This is a genomic window from Arthrobacter sp. TE26545 (genome assembly GCF_056279005.1).
The window spans coordinates 3,328,630-3,344,699 of record NZ_JBWBQM010000001.1 but is presented as its reverse complement, the minus strand read 5'-3'; the positions used below and the strand labels follow the sequence as shown (position 1 = coordinate 3,344,699).

Annotated in this window: 12 protein-coding genes and 1 pseudogene; 7 read left to right on the top strand and 6 right to left on the bottom strand. The window is 67.9% G+C overall.

The window, feature by feature from the left end; translation table 11 throughout:
* Window positions 1–6: 6 nt before the first annotated feature.
* The 3 genes from ACZ9CK_RS15170 to speB are packed head-to-tail and all read right to left on the bottom strand — an operon-like array spanning window position 7 to window position 4,031.
* Complete coding sequence (locus ACZ9CK_RS15170; protein WP_476050346.1) at window positions 7–1,521, bottom strand: aminobutyraldehyde dehydrogenase; 1,515 nt, start codon at window positions 1,519–1,521, stop codon at window positions 7–9.
* A 51-nt stretch (window positions 1,522–1,572) separates the two neighbouring features.
* Window positions 1,573–3,039, bottom strand: coding sequence for a purine-cytosine permease family protein (locus ACZ9CK_RS15165; protein WP_426299870.1), 1,467 nt, complete (start codon window positions 3,037–3,039; stop codon window positions 1,573–1,575).
* A complete protein-coding gene (gene speB, locus ACZ9CK_RS15160; RefSeq protein ID WP_476050345.1) occupies window positions 3,036–4,031 on the bottom strand; it encodes an agmatinase in 996 nt (331 codons plus the stop codon). Before speB ends, ACZ9CK_RS15165 begins: the two co-directional genes overlap by 4 nt.
* Window positions 4,032–4,236: 205 nt before the next feature.
* Here speB and ACZ9CK_RS15155 point away from each other — a divergent pair, with 205 nt between their 5' ends.
* The 3 genes from ACZ9CK_RS15155 (at window position 4,237) to ACZ9CK_RS15145 (ending at window position 7,785) form a co-directional block, all read left to right on the top strand.
* The gene (locus ACZ9CK_RS15155) at window positions 4,237–5,784 is read left to right on the top strand and encodes a PucR family transcriptional regulator (RefSeq protein ID WP_426299866.1); all 1,548 of its coding nucleotides are present in this window, start codon (window positions 4,237–4,239) and stop codon (window positions 5,782–5,784) included.
* Window positions 5,785–5,862: 78 nt separating this feature from the next.
* Entirely contained in the window at window positions 5,863–6,735 is an 873-nt protein-coding gene (locus ACZ9CK_RS15150; RefSeq protein WP_426299864.1) for an NAD-dependent epimerase/dehydratase family protein, read from the top strand.
* 18 nt (window positions 6,736–6,753) lie between these two features.
* On the top strand, window positions 6,754–7,785 hold the full coding sequence (locus tag ACZ9CK_RS15145; protein ID WP_426299862.1) for an aldo/keto reductase: 1,032 nt from the start codon (window positions 6,754–6,756) through the stop codon (window positions 7,783–7,785).
* 127 nt (window positions 7,786–7,912) lie between these two features.
* Here the strand turns inward: ACZ9CK_RS15145 and ACZ9CK_RS15140 are convergent, their stop codons facing one another.
* Together ACZ9CK_RS15140 and ACZ9CK_RS15135 are read right to left on the bottom strand one after the other, a co-directional pair.
* The gene (locus tag ACZ9CK_RS15140) at window positions 7,913–9,634 is read right to left on the bottom strand and encodes an amidase (protein WP_476050344.1); all 1,722 of its coding nucleotides are present in this window, start codon (window positions 9,632–9,634) and stop codon (window positions 7,913–7,915) included.
* A pseudogene (locus ACZ9CK_RS15135) lies at window positions 9,634–10,702 on the bottom strand (agmatine deiminase family protein). The gene ACZ9CK_RS15140 and the pseudogene ACZ9CK_RS15135 overlap by 1 nt, the downstream one beginning before the upstream one ends.
* Before the next feature lie 106 nt (window positions 10,703–10,808).
* Here ACZ9CK_RS15135 and ACZ9CK_RS15130 point away from each other — a divergent pair.
* Window positions 10,809–11,441: a TetR/AcrR family transcriptional regulator gene (locus ACZ9CK_RS15130; RefSeq protein WP_426299856.1), complete on the top strand. Its 633-nt coding sequence runs from the start codon at window positions 10,809–10,811 to the stop codon at window positions 11,439–11,441.
* 4 nt (window positions 11,442–11,445) lie between these two features.
* Here the strand turns inward: ACZ9CK_RS15130 and ACZ9CK_RS15125 are convergent, their stop codons facing one another.
* Window positions 11,446–12,432, bottom strand: a complete 987-nt coding sequence (locus ACZ9CK_RS15125) for a LacI family DNA-binding transcriptional regulator (protein WP_476050343.1) — start codon at window positions 12,430–12,432, stop codon at window positions 11,446–11,448.
* Window positions 12,433–12,640: 208 nt separating this feature from the next.
* On the opposite strand from ACZ9CK_RS15125, the gene ACZ9CK_RS15120 reads away from it, so the two are divergent.
* Genes ACZ9CK_RS15120 through ACZ9CK_RS15110 form a run of 3 tightly spaced genes read left to right on the top strand, consistent with a single transcriptional unit; the run spans window position 12,641 to window position 16,025 of the window.
* Window positions 12,641–12,889, top strand: a complete 249-nt coding sequence (locus ACZ9CK_RS15120) for a hypothetical protein (protein ID WP_476050342.1) — start codon at window positions 12,641–12,643, stop codon at window positions 12,887–12,889.
* Window positions 12,886–14,391 (top strand): sodium:solute symporter family protein, encoded by a 1,506-nt coding sequence (locus ACZ9CK_RS15115; protein ID WP_426299850.1) that lies wholly within the window; start codon window positions 12,886–12,888, stop codon window positions 14,389–14,391. Before ACZ9CK_RS15120 ends, ACZ9CK_RS15115 begins: the two co-directional genes overlap by 4 nt.
* The gene (locus ACZ9CK_RS15110) at window positions 14,388–16,025 is read left to right on the top strand and encodes an amidohydrolase (protein ID WP_426299848.1); all 1,638 of its coding nucleotides are present in this window, start codon (window positions 14,388–14,390) and stop codon (window positions 16,023–16,025) included. Before ACZ9CK_RS15115 ends, ACZ9CK_RS15110 begins: the two co-directional genes overlap by 4 nt.
* The last annotated feature ends 45 nt before the right edge of the window (window positions 16,026–16,070 follow it).

Below are 16,070 nucleotides of genomic sequence, written 5' to 3'. Positions count from 1 at the left end.
CAGGGCTCAGACGCCGTGGTTGATCATGACGTGCTTGGTCCGGGAGTAGTCGTCCAGGGCGTAGAGGGAGAGGTCCCTGCCGTAGCCCGATCCCTTGAACCCGCCCCACGGCACCTCGTTGGCCAGGACCAGGTGGGCGTTCACCCACACGGTACCGAAGTCCAGCTGCTTGGGAACGCTGAGGGACAGGGCCGAATCCCGGGTCCACACCGAGGCCGAGAGGCCGTAGGGGGTTTCGTTGGCCCGCTTCACCGCTTCCTCGGTGGAGGCGAAGGTTTCCACCGTCACCACGGGGCCGAAGATCTCGTGGCTGGCGATCGGGGCGCCCGCCGGAACATCGGCGATCACCGTCGGCTCGATGAAGTAGCCCGGGCCCTCCAGCGCCGAGCCTCCGACGGCGGTCCGCAGCCCGGCTGCCTTCGCGGCGGCCAATGCCTCCTTGACCCGCTCGAAATGCTGGCGGGAGATCATCGGTCCGATTTCGACGTCGTCCCCGGCGTCCGGGGCGCCGACCACCAGGCTTGCCACCTCCTGGACGAGGAGCCGGGTGAACTCCTCAGCCACCGATTCGTGCACCAGTACCCGGCACGCGGCCCCGCAGTCCTGGCCGGCGTTCCAGTAGCCGGCGTTGCGCACGCCGGCCGCTGCCGCGGCGAGGTCCGCATCGGGGAAGACCACCACGGGTGCCTTGCCGCCGAGCTCCAGGTGGACCCGTTTGACGGAACGGGCCGCGGTGGCGGCCACGGCCTGTCCGCTTGCCACGCTTCCCGTCAGCGCCACCAAGGCGATGTCCGGGTGCTCGGACAGGCGCTGGCCGACGGTGCGGCCCTGGCCCGTGACGACGTTGAAGATGCCGTCCGGGATGTGCCCGGCCACCAGTTCGGCGAGCTTCAGCGTGGAGAGCGGAGTCTGCTCCGACGGCTTCAGGACCACGCTGTTGCCCGCGGCAAGGATGGGCGCGATCTTCCAGGCGGCCATGAGCAGCGGGTAGTTCCACGGCGTGATCACACCCACCACGCCCACCGGTTCGCGCAGGATCACCGAGGTGTGCCCGCCGGCGTAGTCACCGCCAGCCAACGAGGTCAGGGTGCGGCAGGCGCCGGCCATGAAGCGGAAGGTGTCGATGGTGCTGGACACGTCGTCCTCGGCGACGCTGCGGGGCTTGCCGGTGTTGGCAGCCTCGAGGTGTTCAAGCTCGGCGCGGTTGGCCTCGAGGATGTCGGCGATGCGGTGCAGCACTTCGGATCGCTCCCGCGGCGTGGCGGCGCCCCACGAAACCTGGGCGGCGACGGCGGCCTCCACCGCGGCATCGACGTCTGCGGCGGTGCCGGCGGGAACCGAAGCCAGCACGGCTTCGGTGGCCGGGTTGACGACGTCGAGCAGCTCAGGCGAGGAGCCCGGCACGAAGGCTCCGTTGATGAAATGTCCCACGGGTGGCAGCCCGGCAGGGGCTCCCTGGCTTGCGGGACGCCGGACGGCGAAGGACGCGGTGCCCGGCCGGGCGGTGTCGGTGGTAGTCATGGGAGTGGTTCCAATCTGGGTTCTGGAGGGTCTTTGCGGTGTGGCAGGCTGTCAGGCCGGATCGCCCACGAGCTTCTTTGGCGGGGCGGGCGCGGTCTCCGCCCTTTTGCGGGGTTTCTGGGATACCCGGGCAACGTAGTAGTACAGGGGTGCTACAACCGCCAGGCCGACGATCCAGGAGAGATCCACTCCGCCCATCGCCGCGGCCAGGGGGCCGGTGTAGACCGCCGTCGCCGAGAACGGGAGCTGGATGAGGGCTCCGGCGAGGTAGCAGCCGATCGCGGCCCAGTTGAACCTGCCGTACACGCCGCCGTCGCGCCGGAAGAAGTCCTCAACCCGGTAGTCGCCGTGCCGCAGGAGGTAGTAGTCCACCAGGTTGATGGCCGTCCAGGGAACCAGCACGTACATCAGGAAGGACAGGAAGTTCGTGTAGAAGAGGATGAAGTTGTCCCGGGCGAACAGGGCCACGGACACCGCGAGGGCGAAGAGGAGGATGGCGGCGACCGTGCGGGTCTTGGCCTTGGGCATCCAGTCCGGCTTGAAGGTCTGGCCGACAGTGAGGCTGCACAGCACGCCGCAGTAGAGGTTCATGGCGTTCGAGGCGGCCACACCGAGGCAGAAGATGCCGATGATCACCACGGTGAGCGGCTGGAGCTGGATTCCGAGATCGCCCACGATGTCCATGCTCGAAGGATCGCTGGAGAGGGCAAGCGCTACGCTTCCGACGACGGCGCCCAGCACCATGGGGAAGAGCGTTCCCAGCACGCAGCCGGAGTACGAGGCCCAGAAGGCGCTCCGGGAGCCGGTGCCTTGGGGAAGGTAGCGGGAGTAGTCGGAGACGTACGGGGCATACGCCAGCTGCCACAATGCGGAGACGGAAATCGTCCCCATGAAGCCGACCCAGTTGAAGTCGCCCTGCTCGAGGAAGCCAACGGGAAGCCCCTGGACCACAAGGATCCAGATGAACGCCAGCACCAGGGCCAGGCCGGCCACGATGCTGAGGAACTTCGCGTACGCGTGGATGATCCGGTAGCCGAAAATGGTGGCGATGACGCTGACGACGCCGATGATCACGATGCCGGCATCGACGCTGATGCCGGGGTTGACCGCCGCCATTGCCTCGCCGCCGAACACCAGGTTGGCGGCGAAGAAGCCGGCGTACATGATGACCACGATGAGCACGATCAACAGTGCACCGAAGGAGCCGAACTGGCCGCGGGTCTGGATCATCTGTGCGACGCCGAGCTGCGGACCTTGGGCGGAGTGCAGGGCCATGAAGACGGCCCCGATGAGGTTGCCGACGACGATGCCCACGAGTGCGGAGACGATATCGAGCCCGAAGACCGTGGTTGCGAGCCCGCCTGTCACGATCGTCATGATCATGATGTTGGACCCGAACCAGATGGTGAAGAGGTCACGTGCCTTGCCGTGCCGCTCGTTCATCGGGATCGGCTGGATGGTCTTGTCCTCCAGCCGGGGAACCTCGTTGACGCCGGAGTTGCTACTCACGGTATTCATGATGCGCTCCGCGCGGCCAGGGAGAGAACCTCGCCGGCTCCGCGGTTGCCCTTCACCATCAGTCCGAGGAGGTCGAACACGAGGGTTGCCGCCGCCACGGAGGTGATGTCCGCGTGGTCGTAGGCCGGGGCGACCTCGACGACGTCGGCGCCCACGATGTTGATGCCCTCCAGTCCGCGGAGCAGGGCGAGCAGTTCGCGCGAATGCAGGCCGCCCATCTCCGGGGTGCCGGTGCCGGGCGCGTAGGACGGATCGAGGACGTCGATGTCGATCGAAACGTACACGGGGGTGTCGCCCAGGCGTTCCCTGACCTGCTCGACGGCGGCGGGCACGCCCAGGGTGTCCAGGTCGGAGCAGCGGATGATCTGGAAGCCGAACTCGTGGTCCCTCAGGAAATCGTTCCGGTCGTAGACGGGGCCGCGGATGCCCACGTGCATCGAGCGGTCCTGGACGAGCAGGCCTTCTTCGAAGGCGCGGCGGAAGATGGTGCCGTGCGTGACGGGCTGGTCGAAGTAGGTGTCCCAGGTGTCCAGGTGGGCATCGAAATGCAGCAGCGCCACCGGTCCGTGCACGGTGTTCAGCGCCCGCAGCATGGGCAGGGCGATGGTGTGGTCGCCGCCGATGGCGATGAGCCGCTTTCCTTCACCGAGAAGGGGCAGGGCCTGCTCCTCGATTTCACGGACGGCCCGGGCGATGTCGTAGGGCGTGCAGACGATGTCCCCGGCATCGACTACCTGGACTTCCCGCACGGGTTCGACGTCGAGCTCCACGTGGTAGCCGGGGCGCAGCAGCCGCGACGCTTCGCGGACCGCCGCGGGACCGAAGCGGGCGCCGGGACGGAAGGAGGTGCCGCCGTCGAACGGGACGCCGACCACGGCGATGTCGTAGTCCGGGACGCGGTCGATCTGCGGGAGCCGGGCGAAGGTGCCCAGTCCCGCGAAGCGTGGAACCTTGGTGGCATCGACGGGGCCGACGGGCTGGTGGACAGTCATGGGGGAATCCTTCACGTTTGCGCTGGTTCCTGCTGCCTCTGCAGGTTCTTCAATCATTGGTGATGTGCGTCACGCAGCATATCTATCGATTGACTACAAATAGCGGGGACGCCTATACCTTTGTCTAAGAAGCCCGGAATTCCGGCCGACACCCGGCGTTCGGACGGCCTGCAGGCCGGCGGCAGATAAGGGAACGTGGTCAACAATGGCGATTACAGTGGCGGAGCTGCTTGCGGAGCCCCAGCTTGGACTGCGGCTCCTGGCAGGTTCCGAAGGCATCGGAAACCGCATCACCTGGGCGCACACCTCGGACCTCCCGCGGCTGTGGGAATGGACCACCGGCGGCGAGATCATGATGACGAACGGGCTGTCCATTCCGTCCGACGCCGAAGGGCAGGTGGAACTGGTCCAGGAACTGGTCAAGGCGGGAGCCAGCGGGCTGGCGGTGGGCGAGAAGATGCATGCGCCCGAGCTCCTTCCCGAACTCATCGACGCCTGCAATTCCCTGCCGCTTCCGCTGATCAACATTCCCTACCCCTTGCCGTTCATCGCCATTGCCCGGACGGTCGCCGAGGCCTCCTTGATCGAGGAGTCACGCCGGCTGCGGCAGACGGCCAGGATCTACGACCTGCTGCGCCTGTCCGGTGCCGAGGACAACGGACGGAGCCTGCTCCAGGGCCTTGCCGCGGAACTCGATTCGAAGCTTTTCGTGGTCGACCGGCGGTGCCTGGACCCGTGGCATCCCGGGTGGGACGGGCTGCCGGCCGGGCTGTCCGCCTGGCTTGCCCAGTGGGTGGGGACGTCATCAACGGCGACGGTCAAGGGCTTCCGATGGCTGCGCTTCGGTGAGCAGCACGTCCTGATGATGGACATTCCCACCCACGTGAACGCCCTGCTGGTAGTGCTGCCCGACTCCGAGCAGCGTCCCGACGCGGTGGTCCTGCTCCACGCCGCCACGGTGCTTGGCCTGGAGCTGTCACGGACGGTGCTGGCGCTCGAAGGCCAGCGCAGGCTGGGGTCCGAGTTCCTCCTGCAGGCGTTTGAGGGACGCTACGGCGTGGCCGAACTCGAGAGCCGGCTGGGCGAGTTCGGCATCCCGGCGCAGGACTTCGTGGTGGTGTCCATGTCCGGAGAGGGCGATGACCTGGCCAACGTCCACGTGGACCTTTGGGGCCACGGCTTCCCGTCGGCCTGCCTGAACCGGGCCAACCGCCTGCATCTGCTGGTGTCGAATGAATGCTCCCAAGAGCTGATGCGCCACGTGGTCAGCGAGCACGTCCGGATCGGGGTGAGTTCCCCGGCGTCGCCGTCGGGGATCCAGACGGCCCTGCAGGAGTCTTTGTGGTCGCTCGGGACGGCAGCCAGCAGCGGCAGCCAGCTGGTGCGGTACCCGGAAGGCCCGGCCTGGCTGGGACTGACACGCCATGAGGAGGGCGCAGCGCTGGTCCGGCACCTGCTGGGCCCGGTCATCGACTACGAGCGGGGCCGCGAACCGGACCTCATGCACACCCTCAAGGTCTTCCTCGACACGCAGCGGTCCTGGCAGAAGACGGCGGCCCTCCTGTTTACCCACCGGCAGACGGTGATCTACCGCATCCGCAAGATCGGCGAGCTGACGGGGCTGGACATGGGTGAAACGTCCACGCTCGCCCAGCTGTGGTTCGCCCTGCAGATCCACGAGGCCATGGAGCTTCCGGGCCCGGCAAACGCGGGGTCACCTGGGAGCGAAATTCGGCTGCAACATGGGCTGTAGCTGACCCGGCGTCGGGACGGCGCCTACAGTGTTCAGACAGAGTCCCTTCAGACAGAGCCCCTTTCGAAGGAGATCCCGATGAGAATTGCTGTCACTGGTGGAAGCGGAAAACTTGGCAGGAGCGTGGTCCGGAGGCTGGTTGCGGACGGCCACGAGGTGTTGAACCTGGACCGGGAAGGGCGGAAGGGACCCGGGTACGTCAACGTGGACCTGCGCAGCTACGGCCAGGTCCTCGATGTCATCCTTGGCCTGGATGACCGGCACAACGGATTCGACGCGGTGGTCCACCTGGCCGCCATCCCCGCCCCAGGGCTGGCGCCGGATGCCGCCACCTTCGAGAACAACATGCTCTCCAGCTATAACGTCTTCCAGGCTGCCCGGCGGGCCGGGATCAAGAAGATTGTCTATGCCTCCAGCGAAACCGTCCTTGGCCTGCCGTTTGACATCGATCCCCCGTACATCCCGGTGGACGAGGAGTACCCGGCCCGGCCCGAGAGCACCTACTCGCTGGTCAAGCACCTTGAAGAGCAGATGGCCATCCAGCTCACCCGCTGGGATCCGGCATTGAGCATCGTGGCCCTGCGCTTCTCCAACGTGATGGATCCCGAGGATTACGAGGACTTCCGGTCCTTCGACGCCGATGCCACGCGCCGGAAATGGAACCTGTGGGGGTACATCGACGCCCGGGACGGCGCCCAGGCGGTCGCCCGCGCACTGGAAAACGGCCAGCCGGGATTCGAAACCTTCATCATCGCGGCCTCAGACACGGTCATGGAAAGATCCAGCGCCGACCTGGCTGCCGAAGTGTTTCCCGGCGTCGAGGTAATCAAGGAACTGGGCCGCCACGAAACCCTGCTGTCCATCGGCAAGGCCCGCAGGCTGCTGGGCTTCGGACCCGAGCACAGCTGGCGCGACTATCACTCGAACCTGACCACGCCCACCGAAGACTGAAACGAACTGAGGAGCAGCATGGAATACCGCACACTGGGCAACAGCGGTGCTGTCGTGTCCAATTACGCGCTGGGAACCATGACTTTCGGGGCCGAAGCGAGCGAAGAGACTTCCCACCACATCCTGGACGACTACCTCGACGCCGGCGGCAACTTCCTGGACACCGCCGATGTCTACAGCCAGGGTGCGTCCGAGGAAATCATCGGCCGCTGGTTGGGCAGCCGGAGCGGCGCGCGGGATCGGGTGGTGCTCGCCACCAAGGGACGTTTTCCGATGGGAAAAGGCCCCAATGATCTTGGCACGTCGCGCCGGCATTTGGGCAAGGCACTGGACGACTCGCTGCGCCGCCTCGGTGTTGAGCAGATCGACCTGTACCAGATGCACGCCTGGGACCCCATTACCCCGCTGGAGGAGACCCTGCGCTTCCTGCACGACTCCGTCTGCAACGGAAAGATCGCCTACTACGGCTTTTCCAATTTCCTCGGCTGGCAACTGACGAAGGCCTTCCACCTGGCGAGGGCACACGGCTGGAATCTTCCGGTCACCCTGCAGCCTCAGTACAACCTGCTGGTGCGGGGCATTGAACTGGAGATTGTTCCAGCGGCGCTCGACGCCGGCATCGGCCTCCTGCCGTGGTCGCCACTGGGCGGTGGCTGGCTTTCGGGCAAGTACCGGCGCGATGTGGACCCGATCGGGGCCACCCGACTGGGGGAGAACCCGAAGCGGGGCATGGAGGCTTGGGAAGCCCGGAACGCGGACGAACACACCTGGCGGGTTCTCGACGCGGTCGAGGCGACTGCATCCTTGCACTCCGTCAGCCAGTCACAGGTTGCCCTCGCATGGCTGGCTGGCAGGCCGGCTGTGACATCCGTGATCCTGGGCGCACGGACACGCGATCAGCTGGCGGACAATCTGGCGGCGGCGGATCTTGAGCTGACAACCGAGGACATCGAGCGGCTGAACGGGGCGAGCAACCCGAGGCTCGGGGTGTATCCGTACGGACCGCACGCGCAGGAACAACGCAGCCGCAAGATCGCGGGCGGCCGCTGAAGGCCGGGCCGTAGGACGCCCTCGAACGGGTTCCGGGAGCTTCCGACGGCGGTGCTGCCGCCGCCGGAAGCAGTGAAACCTCGGAAGCTGCAAGGGCCTGGTGCTGCCCGGCCCTTTGCAGATCAGCTCAGCCCAGCCGCGGAGTCCGCGGCGGGGCGGTCCGCCGGGAGCCGGTCGCCTCGAACGCGGCCGCCAGGGCCAGCAAGGCGGTGTCGTCGTAGGCGCGGCCGGCGAAAGTCAGGCCCACCGGCATGCCGGTATCGGACATCGTTCCCATCGGCACGGTAACCGTGGGGATGCCCAGGTGCCGGGGGACCAGGTTGCCGTTGGCCACCCACACGCCGTTGCGCCAGCCGAGGTCCGCGGACGCCGGGTTCACGTCCATGTCCGCCGGCCCGACGTCGGCCGAGGCCGGGAAGACCACGGCGTCCAGGCCAAGCCCGTCCATCCATTCCTCGAGGTCCAGCTTGCGGGTCAGCTCCAGTCCACGGACCCCGGCCGCCAGTTCCGGAATGTCCGTCATGGGCCGCCCCGGATTGGAGCGGATGTGGACGGGGTACTCCGCGATGTCGTCGTCGAAGCCGGTGTAGCGGTCCGGCAGGGCACCGTCCGGGTGCGGGAAGATCGCCGCGCCGTCGACCTGCGCCAGCGAATGCAGTGCCGGGTCGCCGTTGGCGGCCAGGAAGTCATCCCAGGACCAGGCGGAGAGGTCCACGATTTCGTGGTGCAGGTATTCCGGGCTGACCAGGCCGCGGCTGGCGATGGTGGGCACGCCGGGCCGGTCGCCCTCGTAGTTGCTCACCACGGGGAAGTCCACCAGCACCACCTCGGCGCCGGCGGCTTCCAGGTCGCGGCGGGCCGCTTCCCACAGCTCGATCACCGAGGCGCGGGTTTCGATGCGTTGCCCGGTCAGTCCGCCGATTCCCGGCTTCTCGCTGGTTCCGGCCTCGGCGTCGGCGTTCACATACATGCGTGGCACCCCGAAACGCTTGCCCCGCAAAGCCGCCCGGCCGCCGTCGGGATCCGCCGGAGCGAGAGCCGGGTACGATTCCGGCCGTACCTCGGAGGCCTTCGGGATTTCCACCCAGGGCTGCGCGCGCCAGAAATCGCCGCGCGTCTCGGCGTCGTCCGCCACGATCACATCCAGCAGTTCCAGCAGGTCCGCCATCGTACGGGTGTGCGGCACCACCACGTCCATGGTGGGGACCAGCGGCCAGTTGCCGCGCACGGAAATGACGCCGCGGGAGGGCGTATACGCGCACAAAGCATTGTTCGACGCCGGTGCGCGGCCGCTTGACCAGGTCTCCTCGCCCAAACCGAAGGCCGCGAAGCTGGCCGCCGTCGCGGTGCCGGAACCGTTGGATGAACCGGAGCCGAAGGCCGCCGTCAGGAAGTCCGCGTTGTACGGGCTCTCGGCCCGGCCGTAGACGCCGCGCTGCATGCCGCCGTTGGCCATGGGCGGCATGTTGGTCAGACCGATCAGCACCGCGCCGGCGTCGTGCAGGCGTTCGATGGTGAAGGCGTCCCGCTGGGCCACGAGGTCCTTGAACGCCGGCGAACCGGCGGCCGCGGTGAGGCCCTTGGCCAGGTACGAGTCCTTCGCGGTGTAGGGGATGCCGTCCAGCGGGCCCCGTACTTCGCCTCGTGCGCGGCGTTCGTCGGAGGCGATGGCGTCGGCGCGGGCCTCGGGGTTCATGACCACCATGGCGTTCAGCTTGATGCCGTTGCGGTCGTAGGCCTCGATGCGCGCCAGGTACGCCTCAAGGAGCTGCACCGAAGTGGTTTCGCCGGACTCCAGCGCCGCGCGCAGCTTCGCGATGGAGGCTTCGACGACGTCGAAGAGCGCCATTACGCTGCGCTCCCGTTAGTTGCGCTCCCGCCAGCTGCGGGGAGCTTGGGCTGCTGCTGGGTGATGCAGTGGATGCCGCCGCCGCGGGCCAGGATGGGGCGGGCGTCCACGGTGACCACGCGGCGGCCCGGGTAGGCCTCGGCCAGGATCTCGGCGGCAAGGGCGTCGGCGCGTTCTTCGCCGAAGCCGCAGGCGATGACGCCGCCGTTGACCACCAGGTGGTTGACGTAGCTCCAGTCCACGAAGCCTTCCTCGTCGCGCAGGGTCTCCGGCGCGGGCAGCTGGACGATCTCGAAGGGCTTGCCCGCGGCGTCCGTCTGGGTCTCCAGGAAGGCGTGCAGGCTGCGGCTGACCTCGAAGTCCGGGTGCTCCGGGTTGCTCTGGGAATGCAGCAGGATGCGCCCGGGCGTGGGCAGGGTGGCCACCATGTCGATGTGGCCGCGGGTGCCCAGGTCCTCGTAGTCGCGGGTAAGGCCGCGCGGCACCCAGATCACCTTGCTGGCGCCGATGGTGCGGGCCAGTTCGGCCTCCACCCCGGGCCTTGTCCGCGTGCGGGTTCCGGCCCGGATCCAGCTGCACGGTTTCGGTGACCAGCACGGTGCCTTCGCCGTCCACGTGGATGGCGCCGCCCTCGTTGACCAGCAAGGAACTGACCAGTTCGGCGCCGGACTGCTCCGCCACGAAGCGGGCCATTCCGGCGCTCTTCTCCCACTCGGCCCACTTCGGGGCGCCCCAGCCGTTGAAGACCCAGTCGACGGCGCCGAGCACGCCGGGACGCTCGTCGTCGAGCACAAAGGTGGGTCCGACGTCGCGCATCCAGAATTCGTCGAGGGGCGCCTCAAGCAGTTCGATTCCGTTGTCGAGCATGCGGGCGGCACGCCCGCGCTCGCCGGGGTCCACCACCATGGTGACCGGCTCGAATTCGGCGACGGCGTGGGCGACGGCGGTCCAGGCGGCGTACGCTTCCTCGGCCGAGGCGGCGTCATCGCCGAGCGTCAGGCCGGTGCGTGGGAACGCCATCCAGGTGCGTTCGTGGGGTGCGGTTTCGGCCGGCATTTTCCAAGCCATGAAGACTCCTCTGTGCTGCAAGCTTCTGTACTGCAAGCTCGTTGATTGCGAAGCTTGTTGATCATGCGATCAATAATGTTGAAAAGCTACTTTAGACTGTTCTGTGATGTCAAGCACCACGCAGAAGCGCGCTACCCGGAAGTCCCCCGCCGAGCGCGCCGCCGAAATCACCGAAGCCGCCCGCGCAATCGCCCTTGAGCAGGGGCTTTCCGCGATCACGCTGCGCAACGTCGCGTCCCATGTGGGGGTGGCCTCGGGCCTTGTGGCGCATTACCAGCCGAACGTGGATGCCCTGGTGGCGGGCACCTTCACGGCAATCGTCGCGGCCGAAACCGAGGAGGTGGCGGGCATGCTCGCGGCCCTTCCCGGACCCGTGGAGCGCCTGGCCTTGCTGCTGGACACCCTCATGGACGGCAGCCGGCTCGATGTCACCGCCGTCTGGGTGGAGGCCTGGACCCTGGGCCGCAGAAACGAGGCCCTTGCCGCGTGCGTCCGTGAGCAGATGGACGCGTGGCAGGCCGTGCTGCAGGCGGTGGTGGAGGACGGCGTTGCCGGCGGCCACTTCGAAACCGACGATCCCGCATCGCTCGCCTGGCAGATCCTCGGCATGATCGACGGACTCACCGCCCAGTCCCTGGTGCGCTGGGGTGGCGTCAGTGACCGCGGCACGCACCTGGCCCGCGCCGTCGAAGGCATGGTGGGCGCCGCCCGGGGTTCGCTGCGGGCATCAGCCCGTTGAGTGCTCAGCCGGCCAGCTGCACGCTCGCGCCGTCGAACCAGCGGTGCACCGGTCCGGCGTCGGGATCGCGGACGACGGCGTCCAGCAGTTCCGTTGCCGCCGCACCGTATTCGCGCGGAGCCAGGTCGATGGAGCTGATGAGCGGATTGCCGGTCTCCAGGGCCGCGGCGCCGGCGAAGGACGCGAGGTCCAGGTCCTTGCCCACGGTGAGGCCGCGGCTTTCGAGCACGATCTGGCTTTGCGCGGCATGGCCCTGCGCGCCGCACACCAGGGCATCCGCATGCCCGGCATCCACGGCCGAGGCGATCGCGGACACCAGATCGCGGGGCGTCGCGTTGGCCTCCACCTCATGGACCCGCGGCTGGATGCCGTTGCGCAGGCACCACTCCAGGTAGGTGTTCAGGGTGTCCACTGCCCAGGAGGAGGAAATGGCGTCGTCGACGGCGAGCAGCGCCGGGCATGTCCGGCCGCGGCTGAGCAGGTAGTCCAGGATCTTGGTCTGAAGTTCGGCGTGATGGGCCTCGAGGGTGCCAAGGACCCGCTCTTGGCCCGGGCCGGTGTAGCGGCCGACCGAGACGGTGGGGATGCCGTCATCGAGCAGGGCTGCGACCAGGGGTTCGCCGGGGGAGGGGTCGATCGCGATCACGCCGTCCACGTGGAAGGCCCGCTGCGGGGTGAGGCCGCGTGCGAAGAGGGTTACGTCGTAGTCGGCGGCGGCCGCTCCCTCCGTGACCCCGAAAGCGAAGTCCATGTAGAAGGCCAGGCTGCGGGCGATGGGCGGGATGTACAGGCCGATGGTCCCGACGCGGCTGACCCGCAGGCTGCGGGCCGCGCGGTTGGCCACATAGCCCAGGCGGTCAGCCGTTTCACGGATCAAGGCGCGCTTTTCCTCGGAGATCCGGCCGCTTCCGCCCAAGGCGCTGGAGACGGTGGTCTTCGAGAGCCCCAGCTCGCGCGCAATGTCCATGATGGTTGCCCGGGTTCTCGCCATGCCCTCATCCTAAGGGCGCCCGGAGCCTCCTCGCCGCCCCTTGCCGTTCCCGCCTGGCGATGCCGCGGCCTCTTGACAATGCCCCTGTGACGTCTCACACTCTTATTTGCGGGAACGTTCCCGCAAACCGTAAAGCATCGCAAATCTCCCTCAACACCAGACCTGTCCGCATCCGGCCAACGACGCCCCGGAAGAATGGAATTCCCCAATGTCCCTGTCCGCCCCAGCCCCGGACTCCTTGAACCCGGGCGGCCGCAAGAGCAGCCCGGAACACCGCGCCCGGCTCCGGCGCGCGATTTTCGCGGTCGACCTGTTCATCCTGCTCGCCCCGCCCGTGCACTGGCTCTTCAGCGGCGGCCAGTCCGCCTTCTGGTATTTCCTGGTGGCCAATGCCGTGGTGACCCTTTCCCTCTTCGCCCTCTGGGCAAGCAGCAGCGACGAGGGGGAGACGGCATGAACATGATGATCGGCTACGGCGCCATCCTCGCTTTCACTGTGCTTGTTGTGGTGGTCATGAACCGCGCCCGCCGCGGCGACGCCACCATGAGCGAATACGCCACCGGCGGGCGCTCCTTCAGTTCCTGGTTCGGCACCATGGCTTTCCTCAACACCTGGCTTGCCGGCACCGTATTCGTGGCCTTCGCCGGGCTGACCGCCAGCGGTGGGGTGATCGGCATGTACTCCCTGTCCTACTCCCTGCTCAGCGTGGTGCTGATGTTCTTCCTCGGCACCCCGGTGAACAAGTGGGGCCGCACCTATGACCTCCGCACCCAGGCAGACCTGCTGGGCCTGCGCTACAACTCCCGCTCGGTGCGGGTCATCGCCGCAATCATCGGCGTGCTGGCCTCCGTTCCGTGGGTTGTGCTCGGCATGCAGTCCCTCGGCCTGGTCTTCTCCACGCTTTCCTTCGGGCAGGTTTCCCCATACCTGGCCGTGGTGATCGGTGTCCTGTTCATCGCCGCCCGGCAGATCTGGACGGTCAAGCTCGGGACCCGCGGCCTGATCATCAGCGACATGGTCCAGGGCCTCTTCGCCTACGGCATCGGTTTCCTGGTGATCCTGGGCATGCTGGTGTGGCTCGTGAACAACGGCCACGGTTTCGGCGCCATGGCACCGGCACTGCTGGAACTGCCCGGCCTCGGCAGCCCCGCCGGCCCGTTCTACCTGTTTTCCCTGATGTTCACCGGCATGATGGGCGCCTGGTGCTGGCCGGACCTGTTCGTGCGCATGTTCAGCGTCCGCACCCCTCGCACGGTGAAGAAGTCCGCTGTGCAGGCCGCGCCGCTGCTGTTCATCTTCTCCGCCGCGCTCACCACCGTGTCCTTGCTCGCCTCCAGCGTCCCCGGAGTGTCCGAGGCACCCGACACTGTCTGGTTCATCATGGCCGGCATCGGCGGCGTGGGCCTGGTGGCCGTGGCCGGCGTGTGCGTGGTGGCCGCAACCATGGGCAACGTGGGCGCCAACCTCCAGGCCCTCGGCACCCAGATCGCCAACGACATCGTCGGCGCCCGCAGCCACGAGCGCGTCGAGTCGGCGAAGGGTGCCAAGATCGCCGTCGCCGCCGTCACCCTGGTGTCCGCCGCGGTGGCCCTGTTCACCGCCAACCAGGTGTCCGGTCTGATCGCCATCGCCCTCGTCTCCTACCAGGCCATCTGCCAGCTCGCCCCCACCCTGCTGCTGGGCATTTTCTGGCGCCGTGGCACAGCCGCCGCCGCGAACGCCGCCATGGTCTCCGGCATCCTGGTGGCCGCGGTGCTGGAACTGATGTACCCCAGCCCGCTGTCCATTCCGTGGCTGGGCGGCCTCACCTCCGGCGTGGCCGGGCTGATCGTGAACCTCGCCGTGTACCTGGCGGTTTCGTGGCTGTTGCCCGCGACGGCGGTGGAGCAGCAACGCGTCGACGCCCTGTTCGATGACCTCAAGAGCAAAGCCCCCGTCAGCCAAGGAGCAGCCTCGTGACAAACTACGCGGACGTCCTCGTCCTCGCCGCCCGCATCCACACCCTCGACCCTGAAACCACTGACCCCGAGAACATCGACCCGGCTACGCCCGCCCCCACCGCCGTCGCAGTCAAGGACGGCCGGATCGCCGCCGTCGGGAGCCTCCCCGAACTGGAGGCGCATCGCGGCCCGGCAACCACCGTGCTGGACTTCGGAGATGCCACGATCGTGCCCGGCCTGAACGACAGCCACACCCATGTGGTCTACGGCCTCGAGCTGGCCCGCGGCGTGCAGCTGACGGACCTCGGCCCGCTTGGCGAGGTGCAGCGGATCGTGGGCGAGGCCGCGCGCAATGCCAAGCCCGGGGAGTGGGTGACCGGCTGGGGACTGGACCCCAACCTGTTCACGGACACCGGCTTCATCGGCCGCTTGTTCGACGACGCCACCGGCCAGGTGCCGATGTTCCTGCGGATGCGTGACGGCCACTCAGCCGTGGTCAACTCCGCGGCGCTCGCCGCCGCCGGCATCACCGGCCGGGTGGCCTTCCCGGACGAGTCCGTGGTGGGCGTCGACGGCGACGGCAAGCCCACCGGGTACCTCGTGGAGTTCACTGCAATGGACCTGGTCACGAAGGTCATGCCGCAGGAGGACCTGGCCGGCCGCGCAGGAAGGCTCGGGGAACTGCTGAAGGCGATGGCCGCCGTCGGGATCACCTCCACGCACGTGATGGACTTCGTGGAAGGGTCCGCGGAACTGCTGACCCGGCTGGAGGCCGACGGCGAGCTGCCCCTGCGGCTGCGTTTCTCGCCGATGGTCAACGCCGGAGCGTCGCTCGCGGAACTGGAGGAGGCCGCGGCGCTGCAAGGCACCGGCGGGCGGCGCTGGGGAGTGGAGGGCGTGAAGTTCTTCATCGACGGCACCATCGACAACGGCTCCGCCTGGCTCGAACATCCCGACGTCTACGGCCAGAACACCGAATCCGTGTGGACCGACCCGGCTGACTTCCAGAAGGCGCTGCGCTTCTTCGTCGAGCGCGGCATCCCCACCGCCACCCACGCGATCGGGGACCAGGGCGTGCGTTATGTGCTGGAGGCCCTGGAATCCGCCGGCGATGCCCGGAAACTCGCCACGCACCGGATTGAACACATAGAGACCATCCCGGACGAGCTGGTGGTCCGCTTCGCCGAGCTCGGCGTCGCGGCAAGCATGCAGCCGATCCATGGAACCCACCACACCAAGGCCGACCGCAGCGACAACTGGTCGGTGCGGCTCGGCGAGGAACGGGCTGCCCGTGGCTGGCGCTGCCGCGACCTGCGCGAGGCCGGGGTGACCGTGGCGCTGGGCTCGGACTGGCCCATCACTCCCTACGATCCGCGCGCCATGATGGCCGATTCCATCCTGCGCCGCCCCGTGGAGCGCCCGGACACTGCCCCCGTGCAGCCCGAACAGGCGCTCACCCCGCTCATGGCCCTGGAGGGCTACACCACCCATGCGGCCGCAGCGGCCGGGCTCGGCGCCGTGACCGGGTCGATCACGGTGAGTAAGCGCGCCGACTTCACGGTCTTCGCCCGCGACCCGCTGGCCGTTGACCCCGAGGAGCTGGCCCGCACCGCGGTGGTGGCGACGCTCCTGGACGGCGTGCCGGTGCGTTGAACCGGGTCCAAGCTTAAGCGGGCAAAGCGGCCGGGCGTGCCATCA